Origin of the sequence: Corallococcus silvisoli (assembly GCF_009909145.1) — a bacterium.
In the GTDB taxonomy this organism is placed as follows: domain Bacteria; phylum Myxococcota; class Myxococcia; order Myxococcales; family Myxococcaceae; genus Corallococcus; species Corallococcus silvisoli.
Map to the genome: position 1 here is coordinate 334,948 of NZ_JAAAPJ010000009.1, position 12,469 is coordinate 347,416.

11 protein-coding genes are annotated in these 12,469 nt (G+C 71.5%); 4 read left to right on the forward strand and 7 right to left on the reverse strand.

Going from position 1 to position 12,469, the window contains the following annotated elements; genetic code table 11:
* Window positions 1-40: 40 nt before the first annotated feature.
* From GTY96_RS20050 to GTY96_RS20070, 5 genes are all read right to left on the reverse strand, one after another.
* Window positions 41-1,834 (reverse strand): metallophosphoesterase, encoded by a 1,794-nt coding sequence (locus GTY96_RS20050; RefSeq protein WP_161665520.1) that lies wholly within the window; start codon window positions 1,832-1,834, stop codon window positions 41-43.
* The gene (locus tag GTY96_RS20055; protein WP_143904425.1) at window positions 1,810-3,585 is read right to left on the reverse strand and encodes a GMC oxidoreductase; all 1,776 of its coding nucleotides are present in this window, start codon (window positions 3,583-3,585) and stop codon (window positions 1,810-1,812) included. The genes GTY96_RS20050 and GTY96_RS20055 overlap by 25 nt, the downstream gene beginning before the upstream one ends.
* Complete coding sequence (locus GTY96_RS37710) at window positions 3,569-4,771, reverse strand: hypothetical protein (protein ID WP_235685726.1); 1,203 nt, start codon at window positions 4,769-4,771, stop codon at window positions 3,569-3,571. The genes GTY96_RS20055 and GTY96_RS37710 overlap by 17 nt, the downstream gene beginning before the upstream one ends.
* A 118-nt stretch (window positions 4,772-4,889) precedes the next feature.
* Complete coding sequence (locus GTY96_RS20065; RefSeq protein WP_143904423.1) at window positions 4,890-5,795, reverse strand: acetoacetate decarboxylase family protein; 906 nt, start codon at window positions 5,793-5,795, stop codon at window positions 4,890-4,892.
* Between the two features lie 12 nt (window positions 5,796-5,807).
* Window positions 5,808-6,860 (reverse strand): lipase family protein, encoded by a 1,053-nt coding sequence (locus GTY96_RS20070; protein ID WP_161665521.1) that lies wholly within the window; start codon window positions 6,858-6,860, stop codon window positions 5,808-5,810.
* 177 nt (window positions 6,861-7,037) lie between these two features.
* On the opposite strand from GTY96_RS20070, the gene GTY96_RS20075 reads away from it, so the two are divergent.
* The 4 genes from GTY96_RS20075 (at window position 7,038) to GTY96_RS20090 (ending at window position 10,801) form a co-directional block, all read left to right on the forward strand.
* Complete coding sequence (locus tag GTY96_RS20075) at window positions 7,038-7,385, forward strand: hypothetical protein (protein WP_161665522.1); 348 nt, start codon at window positions 7,038-7,040, stop codon at window positions 7,383-7,385.
* A gap of 133 nt (window positions 7,386-7,518) precedes the next feature.
* On the forward strand, window positions 7,519-8,517 hold the full coding sequence (locus tag GTY96_RS20080) for a dioxygenase family protein (protein ID WP_161665523.1): 999 nt from the start codon (window positions 7,519-7,521) through the stop codon (window positions 8,515-8,517).
* A 59-nt stretch (window positions 8,518-8,576) separates the two neighbouring features.
* A complete protein-coding gene (locus GTY96_RS20085) occupies window positions 8,577-9,251 on the forward strand; it encodes a response regulator transcription factor (protein ID WP_143904415.1) in 675 nt (224 codons plus the stop codon).
* On the forward strand, window positions 9,248-10,801 hold the full coding sequence (locus GTY96_RS20090) for a sensor histidine kinase (protein ID WP_161665524.1): 1,554 nt from the start codon (window positions 9,248-9,250) through the stop codon (window positions 10,799-10,801). Before GTY96_RS20085 ends, GTY96_RS20090 begins: the two co-directional genes overlap by 4 nt.
* Window positions 10,802-11,125: 324 nt before the next feature.
* Here the strand turns inward: GTY96_RS20090 and GTY96_RS20095 are convergent, their stop codons facing one another.
* On the reverse strand, window positions 11,126-11,683 hold the full coding sequence (locus GTY96_RS20095; RefSeq protein WP_143904411.1) for a hypothetical protein: 558 nt from the start codon (window positions 11,681-11,683) through the stop codon (window positions 11,126-11,128).
* A gap of 127 nt (window positions 11,684-11,810) precedes the next feature.
* Window positions 11,811-12,416, reverse strand: a complete 606-nt coding sequence (locus tag GTY96_RS20100) for a sigma-70 family RNA polymerase sigma factor (RefSeq protein WP_161665525.1) — start codon at window positions 12,414-12,416, stop codon at window positions 11,811-11,813.
* Window positions 12,417-12,469: the final 53 nt, after the last annotated feature.

The window sequence follows — 12,469 nt, forward strand, 5'->3', positions numbered from 1 at the left end:
CGCTTCTAAGCAGCGGTACACAGTCCGAGCAGGGCCCTGTTTAGATCCTGGTCGCAGCATCAGGCGGACCGGTATCCGGCGTCACCGGAAGCGCTTTCGTACGCCCGATGACAATGGGTGGCTCGATGAGCCTGGGTGGCGTGGCCCGGGTGTCCGCCGGGTCCGGCACCCATTCCGGGTCCTCCGCGGGACGCCCACGCATCCACCTGCGCGGCACGCGGCGGAACCCCACCGGGTACACCGTCAGCCTTCCCTCCGCGTCGAAGTGGAGCCGGAGGAAGTTCTTCCAGTCCGGGATGGACAGCGACGAGAACGCCTCGTTCGGATGGCATGAGAAGACGTTGAGCGACAGCAGCAGGTAGAGGCCCATGACGAACGGCCCCACCAGCGCGCCGCCACCGAAGAGCAGCAGGCCACTGAACAAGTCGCGGCGCAGGCTCCATTGCAGCTCGCTCGCCAGCGGCGCCGCGATCGCGGACACGCCCCACGTCAGCAGCAGCGCCAGGAGCAGGTGCACCCCTCCATGCACGGCCCCCGACACCTGCCGCCAGCGCTTCCCCCTGCGGCTGTCCGCGAACGCGACGGTGCCCAGCACCGTCGCCGCGCCAAGCACCATCGACCCCGTGCTCTGCAACGCCGCGTTGAGGACCTCCCGGAACGGCGGTGCGCCCTCGGCACCCTCGCTCAACCTCGCGGCCACGCCCCAGCCCAGCAACGTGTAGACGCCGCCCATGAACACGCTGAACCACGGGTTGATCGCGGTGAACAGCAGGTTGCGCCAGGTGAGCCGCCGGGACGTCTCCCTCGGCGGATAGCACTCCTTCAACACGAAGCCATCCGGCCGCCGGTCCACCTTCGGCAGGTGCGTGGGATGCAGGAAGGCCCCTCCCCCACCCGCGACGATCTTCTGCCGCCCTTCCCCGTTCTCGTGCCGGCGGTAGTGGTGCAGGTCCCCTGCGAGGAACACGCTCACCTTCTTGCCCAGCACCTTCTGCTCCAGGAAGTCGATGTTGTGATCCAGGAAGCCGCGGCCCGCACGGGGCTTCACCTGCTGGTGGATCCACGCGGGCTCCGCGTTGCAGAGAATCACCCGATCCGTGCCGCGCATCCGCGCCGCGACCTGCTGGAAGAACTCCACCTGCGGCGCGTCCAGGTCCGACTCCAACTGCATGTCCGTCCCCAGCAACCACCAGCCATGCGGCAGCTTCAGCGCGAAGTAGCTCCGCTGCTGCTTCGTGCGCCAGCCCGGTGAGTACCGTCCCTGGCAGAACAGGCGCGTGAAGGACACCAGCCCGTCGTACCAGTCGTGATTGCCCGCCACCGCGAACAGGTGCGGCCGGTGGCGGCGCCGGTTCAGCGCCGCCGCGTACGGCGCCACCGTGCGAGCCTGGTACTCCTCCACGCTCGCCGTCGGATAGACCTCGTCCCCGCCGAACACGAGCACGTCCCCACCCCGTGTTCGGTGCACCTGCCCCGTCGGGTCCTCCAGGTCCAGCTCCGGCGCCATCACCGAGGACGCCACCGCGTACGTGGAGTTCCAGCCGTCCCCCAGGTCCGCGACGTAGTCCAGCCACAGCTCCTCGCGCGGACGCCCCTCCTCGTCCTCCGCGTAGTCGAACGCCAACGGCTGGGGCCGAGCCACCGCGTCCAACAGCCGCCGGTCCGCCTGCCGCCCGAAGGTCCCTGACAGGAGCGTCTTCAGGCCCGACTTCACGAGCACGCCCGGGTCGTACCAGGACACCATCGGCCGCCCCTCGGGCGTGTCCGGCGGCTGCTTGCGCCGCCGCGCCCGCCGGCCCGGGAAGCGGCTCACGTCGGAGGCGCGGACGGCCATGATCCTTCCTCCGGAGCCTGCCACGCGCGCACGGGCGCCACGCGGGTGCGTGCGTCGATGATCGCGTCCGCGAAGCGATCCGCGAGCGCCGCGATGGTGAGGCTCGGATTGGGGCCCGTGGGGCCCGGCATCATCGAGCCGTCCGCCACATACAGCCCCGGATGTCCGAAGGCCTCGCCCCAAGCATCCACCACGCCCGTCTCCGTCCCCCGTCCCATGGGGCAGCCCCCCAGCGGGTGCACGGTGATGACCCGGCTCACGTAGCTGAGCGGGTTCTGCACCAGCGTCCCCTCGAGCGTGTGCGCGATGTCCGCCATCGACTGGTGGACCCGCGCGAAGTACTCGCGCGAACCGCTCACCCTCCAGTCGATGTCCAGCATCTCGTCCCGGGTCAGCCGCATGTGCCCGTTGGGGATGTCACGCCCCATGCCCAACAACGGCAGCGACGTCGCGGACCCCAGGCAGTCTCCAAGCAGCTCGGCGATCTCCTCGCTCACGTCCGTGTCGCGCGTGAGGCCCGTCCAGCCCCGCACGATGCGCCATCCCAGGCGCAGGCCGCGCTTCACCAGCGGCACCTGATGCGCGGCTTCGTAGAGCCAGTTGACGAACTCCGGGTAGCCCGCGTCCTCGATGTAGTAGCCCCGGCCCGCTCCTCCCTCTTCCTCACCCCGGAAGTGGAGCGCGCTGGTGATGACCGGGCCGTGCCCGCCGTCCAGGATGCGCGGCAGCTGCTGACCCGTGCTCGTGTCGCGGCACTGACGCATGAAGCCCAGCAGGTCCCCGTTGCCGCAGAAGCGCGAACCCAATGCCTCACTCAGCGCGGGGAAGCTCCGCCGGTTCTTCAGCAGCAGGTACGGGGTCCCGAACGTGCCCGCCGCCAACACCAGCCGGTCCGCCGTCACCGTGGTGCGGGGCAACTGCGATTGGGGGCCCTCGCGCGGGACGTTCTCCGCCACGTCCGTATGATCCAGGTACCGCACCACGTAGCCGCCATGCTCCGCGGGCCACAGCTCCGTCACCTCCGCGCGCGTGCGCAGCTCCGCCCCGGCGCGCTTCGCCGCGGACAGGTAGGTGTGGTCGAGCGTGTTCTTGCTCCCCGTGTTGCAGCCGATGTCGCACTCGCCGCAGAGGTGACACGTGGTCCGCGGGCGCCCGTGGAGGTTGGGGTGCTCCTCGCGGATCGGGTCGCCGGGGACGGGCACCTCGCCGCGGTTGCCGAACGTCACCGCCAGCGGCGGCAACTGCCAGTCGTCCGCGCGCCCCAGGCGCTGGGCGGCGAGCCGCAGGGCCAGCGTCTTCGCGGTGGAGGCATACGGGGCGTGCTCCAGCGGGTAACGCTGCACGCGCATCATCCGCTCCACGGCGTCGTAGTGGGAATCGAGGTCGGCGCGAGTGACGGGCCAGTCCTCGTAACCGCCGTCGCGGGGATCCTCGTGGATGAAGGTCTTCTCCTCCTTGCGCAGGAGCACGTTGGCGTAGATGAGCGAACCCCCGCCCAGCCCCGCGGACACCACGCCCCCCAGCCCCTTGAAGGACCAGAGGTTGAAGAGCCCGTGCATGCCCTGGCTCGGATCCCAGAAGTTGCGGCGCATGTCGTGGGGACTGCGCGGGAAGGAGCCGGGCGGGTACGCCTTGCCGCGCTCCAGCACGCACACGCGCAGGCCCGCGTCCGCCAGCCGCCACGCCATCACCGATCCCCCGAAGCCCGAGCCCACGATGACGACATCGAAGTGCTCAGCGCTCGTGGCCATGCGCCGCCTCCCCTTCGCCCCGGAGCGGCGCCTCGGAGGCGTAGAGGTCCCAGAGCGCGCCCAGGAACAGGTGGCCGAACTCGGCCACCCTGCGCAGGCCCTCCGTGCCTTCGCGCGAGGAGCGCATGCTGGAGACGAGCCGAAGCAGCTCCCGCATGCTCAGCACCAGGATGCCGGCGCCCACCACGGGACTCCTGGCGTCGGGGCCCTCGTGCAGGTGGCTGTAGAGGCGCGTGGTGTCGTGCCAGAGGTCGGGCCCCGGGTCGTCGCGCAGCGTCTTGGTGCCATCCAGGAAGTAGTCCTGGCCGTGGGCCTGGAAGCGCAGGCCATAGGTCATGATCTTCGTGCGGGGATCATCGGTGGCGCGGAAGAGGTTGAAGCTCCCCTCCGGCACGGGCAGGTCCAGGCCCAGGGGTTTGTACTGCACGTGCGCCACCAGCCGGGCGACGTGGTTGGGATCGCGGACGAAGGCGTCCATGTCGTCGATGAGGATGGTGCAATGCATGGTGAACGGCGTGGAGCGGCCGTCGTGCGCACCGGCTTCGGGGTCGGAGGTGCCCATCGCGAGCGGACCAGACATCGTCTCGCGGAAGGTCAGGTCGGGAGCGGATTCGGGCATCGGGGTGTCCTCCAGGGAGAGGGGCAGGCCTCGGGCGTCCGCCACCGACGGGGAGCGCCAGGCGTCCGAGGAGCCCTGGTCAATGAGGGTCGAGGCGGTGATGGATCCCGCGTGGGCGTCCGGCTTGAGCACGGAGATGACCTGCTCGCCCTGGCGCAGCGTCGCGTAGAACCCGAGCACCACCCCGGCGGCCAGCGCGTCGAACGCCGCCGCGAACAGGGACAGCGGCGACACCAGCCCTCGCCCCACGGCGAGCACCAGCATGGCGCACGCACCGACCCGCTGGAGCCCCGACCACAGGAACGCGGCGGGATTCGCCCGGGGCTCATGCAGGCCATGCAACAACAGGCCACCGAACAGGACCATGAACAAGCCCGTGGCGCGGAAGAGCTGAGCGGACGTGACGGACGCATCCGCGGACATCAGGCGCAGCTCCGCTCCCGGCAGCACCATCCGCACCACGCCCGCGACCAGCGTGGCCCATCCAATGACCGCGAGCGCCCAGCGCCACACGCGCCCGTGGACGCGGGCCTGCCGCGCCAGCCATCGCGACACGCCCGCGCTCATCCGGGGACCTCCCCGCGCGGCGCGGGGGACGCATCCAGGCGCCCGCGCTCCACCGAGCGCTGTTCCACGGCCGGGAGCCAGCGCACGGAAGGGCCTCCTGCCGAGAGCTTCATCGCCGTCATGGCCGGACTTCCTGGAGCCCTCCCGTCCGCATCCCGTCCGACTCCGGAGGCGGCATCGGCGTCTGGCCCTGGCCCAGGTCCACGACGCTCTCCAGCCCCTCCGGGTACGTGGCGGCGGGCAGCGTGGGCTGGGTGAGGAACCACGCCTCGAAGTGGTCATCCAGCACGCCGTACGACGCAGGGAAGAAGCCGGTGAAGAAGGCGCGCCGGGCGATGCTCAAGTCCCGCAGCGCCTGCACGCGCGGGTGGTCTCCCAACTCCAGCGTGGACCAGGCCCGCCGCCCGAACCGGAAGCCAAACCGGCCCCGGAAGTAGAGGGAGGACTTCATCAACATCCCCCGGAACGCGCAGTAGTTCACCGCCGCGGCGCGCAGCGGCAGCCACGCGCGCTTCGGCCGCTCGATGCGCACGCGCACCGCCTGCTGGCCGCCTTCCTCGTAGCGGCTGCTCACCGAACCGTTCTCCATCCGGAAGTCCAGCCGGGCCAGGTGCTTGGGCATGCCCCAGATGCCCTTGCCGCCCTTCACGGAGACCTCCGTGTTCACTGGCAGGTCCACCACGTACTGCCCCACGCCGAAGTGCTTCGGGAACAACAGCGGCAGCAGCGGCGGCGCCGGCCTGCGCCCGTGCGTGCACGCCAGCCCGATGCTGAACTCGATGTACGCGCCGATGTCCGTGTCCTTGTAGTCGATGACGGAGATGAGCAGCACGCTGCGCTCGCGCGACACGCGCAGCGGGTGCAGCTCATTGCCGGGCAGCAGGTTCGCCACGCGGCGCGCATCCACGGTGAACGCGGCCATCAACGCGGGCGCCCCCTTCGAGTTCACGGGCAACGCGTACGGGATGTCGTCCACCCGCGAATAGCGGCCGGACTGCCTCTGGATGCGTCGAGGAAGGAACATGGGGGCCTTTCGTCACACCGGGCGGTCCAGCTCGGAGAGGATGAGGGGGAAGACGTCCTGGGCCGCGTGCTTGCCCATGAAGACGTCCAGGTGTCCGTAGCCGGGCAGCACGTGCAGCGCGTGCCGTCCCGGGTGGAAGCGCTCCAGGTGCTCGAAGCTGCGGCGCTGGCTCTCCGCGAGGAAGCAGCGGTTCTCCTCCCCCGCGAAGAAGACGAACCGCGCGTCCGTCTGGGGCGCGCGCTCGCCCAGGTCCTCCGGCAGCGCGCGGAAGCCGTCCACCGGCACCAGGTGGCCCGCGCGCACGCAGCGCTCCATCTGGCGGAAGAAGCTGAAGGGCACCGGGCCGAACTCGTCCTGGAGCCAGTCGTGCGTGCGGGAGTTCAGGTTCTGGTGCCGCCACAGCACCGGGAAGCCCGTCCCGTAGGTGAAGCTCGTCCAGCGGCAGACCAGGTTGTCGCATTCGTGGTGCGTCGCGCGCACCACGCGCGTCAGCATCCGCGCCGTCCGCGTGGGTCCCTCGAAGGCCCACTGCGGATCCAGGTACGACGTCAGGTGCGAGACGAGCGGCGCGACATAGCGCAGCTTCCACCGCGCGGTCGCGGGCACCACCGGGTGCAGCGACACCGCGTTGCTGAGGATGAGGTCCACCTCCGGCAGCAGCCCCGCCACCGCGGCCATCGTGAAGCTGGTGGAGCCCTGGCAGTGGATGATGGCCTTGACGGTGTCGGCCCCGGTCTTCTCCAAGACGGTGCGGATGGCCGGCGGGTGATCCAGCACGGCCGCCTGGTCCAGGGTCCAATCGCCCGGCTCCACGTCGATGCTCGCGCGCCAGTTCTCCAGCCACACGTCGTAGCCGTCGTCGATCAGCGCATCCACCACCGTGCGACGCACCGGCGCGCGGAAGATGTTCCCGCGCACGCCCGCGCCATGCACCAGCACCACCGGCCCCTTGTCCGCCCCCTCGAACCCGCGCAGGTGGACCAGGTGCAGCGCGCGGCCATCACCCGACAGGAAGGGGACGACCTCCTCGGAGTAGCGCGGCTCAAGCAGTGGTTCCGCGAACATGACGGCAGCCCCCCACAGCGCAAACCTGGGGCGATCCCCGGGGGGCGACAACCGGTGCGCGATCCCGGCCGCGCGGCCCCTCGCCCGTCCCGACCGGGGCCTCGCGGAACGGCGCGGCGCCTCCCTGACGCGCCGCCCCCCGTCACGTCCCGGGCCTCCAGTGGTAAGCATGAAGGCATGACCGAGGACAGCGGCTGGAGTGACTACGAGGGCGGCGCGACGCTCGGGAGCATGGGCAGCCAGGGCGGCACCATCACGCGGGACGAAGGACTCCGCGACCTCTTGCGCCTCACCTACGAAGCGGACGACTCCCGCTCCTTCCACGTCGTCACCTGCGGCGTGTCGGGCTGGCTCGTGCACCCCCGCTTCTTCGACAACGCGGCCGACGCGCTCGCCGCCTTCGACGCGATGAAGCCCGCGCTGGAGGAGCTGGGGACGAAGCTCCCCGAGGGCGGTCCGAAGACTCCGGCGGACGGCCGGGCGGCGGGTCCGCTCCTCGCCACCTTCCGGGTGCGCTTTTCCTGAGTCGCGGACCTTTCGCGTAAGGATTGCTTAAGGTTCACCCGAGATAACCGGTTCGTCGTCCGGTCAGCCCCGGACGGCCCCGAGAGCGGCACCCCCGCCGCTCCTGGCTCCCGAGCTCCCGGAGAAACCCCGGATGAAGAGCGAATCCCCTCAGGACCCATCCCTCAAGGTCATCACGCGCCGAAGCATCCTGCGTGGCATTGGCCTGTCGCTGGCCGCGGTCCCCGTGGCGAAGCTGCTCGTCGCCTGCGGTGGCGAGGACGCTCCGGTGGACCCCGGTGGCGCGACCGACGCGGGCGTCACCGACGCCGGCTTCACCGACCCGGGCGTCTGGGCCACCGGCGGCACCGCGGCGATGACGGCCGCCGCCAGCTACCCGGATCCGTTCGCGTCGGGGCTGGGCACGGTGTGCAACCTCACCTGCGAGGCCACTCTGGGCCCCTGCTACGCGACCACCGTGGCGCGCAAGGACATCAGCGAGGGCCATGACGGCCTCCCGGTGCGCCTGTCCTTCCTCATCGTCAACGAGAACTGCGTCCCCGTGCCCAACGCCACGGTGGACATCTGGCACGCGGCGCCGGAAGGGCTCTACTCCGGCGAGGACGCCAGCGACTTCTGCACCTCCGGGGACGCGGTGGCCCGCGCGGCGCGGTGGTTCCGCGGCGTGCAGACCACGGACGCGAACGGGCGCGTGGACTTCGACACGTGCTTCCCCGGTTGGTACAGCAGCCGCACCATCCACATCCACTTCACGGTTCGCGTGGGCGGCCAGGAGTTCGTCACGTCGCAGCTGTTCTTCGACGACACCGTCAACGACGACATCGTCAACACGCAGCCGCTCTACAATACGCGCGGCCCCCGGGACACGACCAACGCCAACGACAACGTCGTGTCCGCGGACAGCGTGGGCAACTACCTCTTCACCACCCAGCGCATGGCGGATGGCGCGATGCTGGCATCCAAGACGCTGGTCATCCGCTCGTCGCTCGACAGCGCGCAGTGCGCCATCCCGGGGGGCGGCGGGGGAGGCGGCGGTCCCCCGCCGGGCGGCGACGGAGGCATGGGGCCTCCGCCGGGCTTCGATGGGGGCATGGGGCCTCCTCCGCCGGGCTTCGATGGCGGGATGCCGTGAACTAGGGTGAAGGGCCCCCGGAGCACTCCGGGGGACCGGCCCGAAGGGAGGCATGGCGCATGGGCGAACGCATCCTGCTGGTGGAGGATGACGACCCGCTCGGTTCCCAGATTGTCGGGCACCTGCGAGGCGCGGGCTTCGAGCCCCTGTGGTGGCGCGAGGGCCGGCTGCTGGTGCCCGGGGACCTGCCGGACGTGAGCCTGGTGGTGCTGGACCTGATGCTGCCCGGCGCCTATGGCCTGGACATGCTCAAGGCACTGAGGACCTTCTCGGAGGTCCCGGTGCTCATCCTGAGCGCGCGCAACGACACGCTGGACAAGGTCCGCGCGCTGAAGCTGGGCGCGGATGACTACATGACCAAGCCCTTCTGGCCGGAGGAGCTGGTGGAGCGCGTGCGTGCGCGCCTGCGCCGCCCCACCCTCCAGAAGGAGCAGGCGGTGGTGGAGGTGGGCCCGCTGCGGATCGACCTCCAGGCGCACGCCGTCCAGGTGCAGGGGCGCGCGGTGGAGCTCACCCGGGTGGAGTTCGAGCTGCTCGCGGCCCTGGCGCGCAGGCCCCAGGAGGCCGTGACGCGGCAGTGGCTGGTCGAGCACGTCCTGGATCCGGAGCGAGAGGGCACGGAGCGCACGCTGGACGTCCACGTCTCCCGGCTCCGGCGCAAGCTGGGGCCGGTGAAGTGCGTGGAGACGGTGTGGGGCGTGGGCTACCGGCTGGTGCCCGGGGAGGAGGCGTGAAGCTGCGGCTGCGGCTGGCGCTCACGGCGGTGGCGGTGACGGTGCCGGCGGTGTTCGCCCTGGTGCAGGTGGAGCACTCGGTGCGCCGCCGCACGACGGACGAGGTGATCATCGCGTCCACGATGTCCCAGATGCAGGCCGGGGGGCGCGAGCGCTGCGAGGCCGCGCCCGAGACCTGGATGGTCCGCCCCCCACGCTCCCCGCAGCAGCCGCCCTGGGAGCGCGAGGGGATGCCCGATGGCAGCGGCGGCCCTCCCCCGGGCGACTCGAACGAGCCGCGGGGAGGCGGCCCCGGCAAGGGCCCCCGGGGACCCGGGGATGAGGGGCCCCCCAGGGGGCGAACTGGCGGCAGGGGCCCCATGGGCCGGCGACTGCCACCGGTGAACCTCTACCCGTTCGACGGGCAGTTCGTTTCGCGCAACGCGCAGGCCCCGACGCTGGACGACGCGTTGCGAGACGGCGCGCGCGACGACGGCGTGGGCGTGCGCCGCTACGCCAAGGACGACGGCGCGCTGGTGCAGGACCTGCTGCTGCGCATGCCCTGGGAGGGCGGGCCGTGCGAATACGTGCTCGCGCGGCGCGTGGAGCCAGCGGACTCGCCGGAGGTGGGGCTGCCACCGCTGTACATCTGGGGCGTGCCCACGCTCATCCTGCTCTCCGCGATGGTGGTGGCGCTGGGCCCGGTGGTGCAGCGCTTGCGCCGGCTCACCGAGGAGGTGCGCGCGTCGTCGGGCAGCCGCTACGCGCAGCCGGTGTCCGTGAACGGCCACGATGAGATCGCGGAGCTGGCGCGCGCATTCCAGCAGGCCCGCGCGGAGATTCAAGCGCAGATGGCGCACCAGGAGGCCCGCGAGCAGACGCTGCGCGACTTCCTGGCCAACACCACGCACGACGTGATGACGCCGCTCACGGTGTTGCAGGGGCACCTGGCCGCGATGCAGCAGCGGATGCGCTCAGGCGAGCCGCTGGAGTCCGGCCTGATGCACTCCGCGATGAGCGAGGCCCACTACATGGCTTCCCTGGTGCACAACCTGGGGGCGGCGGCGCGGCTGGAGGCGGGAGCGCCACAGGTGCAGCACGCGCCGGTGGACCTGAACGCGCTGGTGTCGCGAGTGCTGGGCCGGCACCAGCCCATCGCGAGGCCGCAGCGGATCGCGCTGGAGCGCGGCGTGCCGGCGACGTCCACCTGGGTGATGGGGGATGAGACGCTGCTCGAGCAGGCGGTGAGCAACGTGGTGCTCAACGGCATCCGCTACGGGCGCGAGGACGGCCACGTGGCGGTGGTGCTGGAGACGACGCGCCAGCAGACCTTCCACCTGCGCGTCATCGACGACGGGCCGGGCATCCCGGAGGAGGAGCGCTCGCGGCTCCTGGAGCGTCGCTTCCGGGGCAATGAGGCCCGGACCCGCGAGCCCCAGGGACAGGGCCTGGGCCTGCACATCGTGCACAACGTGGTGGAGCTGCACGGCTGGAGGCTGACCCTGGCGCCCTCCGAGTATGGCGGCCTGGAGGTCGGCTTCACCGGCCCCCTGATGTCGGCCGACGACTGACGGACGGGAGGCGCAGGACGGAAGGCCACGAACCCGGGCCTGGTTCCCCGGGCCGAAGCGAGTGACGCCGCCCCCCACACACGACGGCGGCGGGCGCGGGAGAACATCCCCGCCGCGTCCGCCCTGCCTGCGGCGGACGCGGCCCAGCTCCCCTCCCCTCGCGGGACCGCGAGCTGGACGCGGCCCCACTCCCCTCCCCATCCCGAGCGGCCTCGGCACCTGGGGCCTTGTCTTGGACGCGGCGCGCCTCGCACCGCCTTGCCCTTCGTGGAGGGCGGCGCCGCGGCTCGCGCGAAGGCGGACGCGGCGCCACACCGCCGCGCGCTACCGCGTCACGGCCCGGCGCATCCGCGTGCTCCGGCCCTTCACCGCCCGCCTCGGCTTCATGGCCGGAATGCGACGGGCCTTGGGCGCCCGGCGCTTCACCGTGCCTCGCCGCGCGTAGGCCGCGGGCCGGGCCGTCCGCTTCGCCAGCGACTTCTTCTTGCGCACAGGCATGGCGTGCGTCGTGCTCCGCATCACCTTGCGCGCCACCGGCCGCTTGCGCAGCGTGCGCCTCGCCTTGCGCACCGGGGCCTTCTCGATCCGGCCCAGGCGCATCTCGAAGCGCGACAGCGCCGTGCGGAACAGCGCCGCCTTGCGGCGGATGTTCATGCTCCCTGCCGCCGTGTGGCGCCGCGAGGGCACGCGCCGGCCAATGGCCTCGCGCCGCAGCCGGTGCGCCAGCTGCTCGTACCGGTCCACCATGCCGCGCGCCTTCTTCACCATCCCCATCAGCTCGCGCCGCGACAGCTCCATCACGTTGCGCGGTGCACTCGCCAGCACCAACCGCATCTCCCGCGCATTCATCAACGCCGACCCCGCATCCTTCACCTTGCGCATGTCCGCCCCTCCCTCGGGTTCTCCAAACAGTCGCAACGTTTGGTGCCCGGAGCGGTGACGGCAAGGCGGACGCGGCCTGGGCCTGCTCCGCCGCCCGTCCCCGGGGAACGGGGCCGCTGTCCTGCACTCAGCCGGAAGCGCTCGCGGCGCGCGACTCCAACAGCACGGCCAGCTTCTCCAGCGCCAGCCGCGCGCGCGTCTTCACCGTGCCCAGGGGCTGGCCCGTCTTGCGCGCGATCTCACTCTGGGAGAGCCCGTCGAAGTACGCGAGCAGCACCACCTCACGCTGCTCGGAGGGCAGCTGCGCCATCGCCAAGCGCACGCGCTGCTCATCCTGCGACCGGGAAGCCGACTCATCCGGCGGAGGGGGCGTGGCGCTCACCGGCGGAGGCTGTTGGCTCGCGCCCTCCACCATCCGCGACACCGTCCCCAGCGAACGCAGCCGATCAATGGCGCGCGTCCGCGCGATGGTCGTGACCCAGGTCTCCAGCCCGCCGCGCTCCGGGTCGAACTCGCGCGCGCGCCGCCAGACCTCCAGGAAGGTCTCCTGGAGGATCTCCTCCGCGTCCGCGCGCGTGGGCAACAGCCGCACCGCGATGGCGAAGGCGCGCGCGGAACACCGCGCGTAGACCTCGCGCATGGCCGCCGCACCGCCGAGCGCGACCTGCCGCAGCAGTTCGCGGTCGGCCGGCAGGTCACTCGCTTGCTGAGCAGCGGAGTCGATAGGCGCCATGTTCGTCCCGGATACCGCAACCGGAGGGGCGGATCCCAGCTTCAACTATCGGA

Coding starts and splice junctions, on each gene's coding strand:
- GTY96_RS20050 (WP_161665520.1), bottom strand. CDS start 1,834: ATGGCCGTCCGCGCCTCCGACGTGAGCCGCTTCCCGGGCCGGCGGGCG.
- GTY96_RS20055 (WP_143904425.1), bottom strand. CDS start 3,585: ATGGCCACGAGCGCTGAGCACTTCGATGTCGTCATCGTGGGCTCGGGC.
- GTY96_RS20095 (WP_143904411.1), bottom strand. CDS start 11,683: ATGCGCAAGGTGAAGGATGCGGGGTCGGCGTTGATGAATGCGCGGGAG.
- GTY96_RS20100 (WP_161665525.1), bottom strand. CDS start 12,416: ATGGCGCCTATCGACTCCGCTGCTCAGCAAGCGAGTGACCTGCCGGCC.
- GTY96_RS20075 (WP_161665522.1), top strand. CDS start 7,038: ATGACCGAGGACAGCGGCTGGAGTGACTACGAGGGCGGCGCGACGCTC.
- GTY96_RS20085 (WP_143904415.1), top strand. CDS start 8,577: ATGGGCGAACGCATCCTGCTGGTGGAGGATGACGACCCGCTCGGTTCC.
- GTY96_RS20065 (WP_143904423.1), bottom strand. CDS start 5,795: ATGTTCCTTCCTCGACGCATCCAGAGGCAGTCCGGCCGCTATTCGCGG.
- GTY96_RS20070 (WP_161665521.1), bottom strand. CDS start 6,860: ATGTTCGCGGAACCACTGCTTGAGCCGCGCTACTCCGAGGAGGTCGTC.
- GTY96_RS20080 (WP_161665523.1), top strand. CDS start 7,519: ATGAAGAGCGAATCCCCTCAGGACCCATCCCTCAAGGTCATCACGCGC.
- GTY96_RS37710 (WP_235685726.1), bottom strand. CDS start 4,771: ATGAGCGCGGGCGTGTCGCGATGGCTGGCGCGGCAGGCCCGCGTCCAC.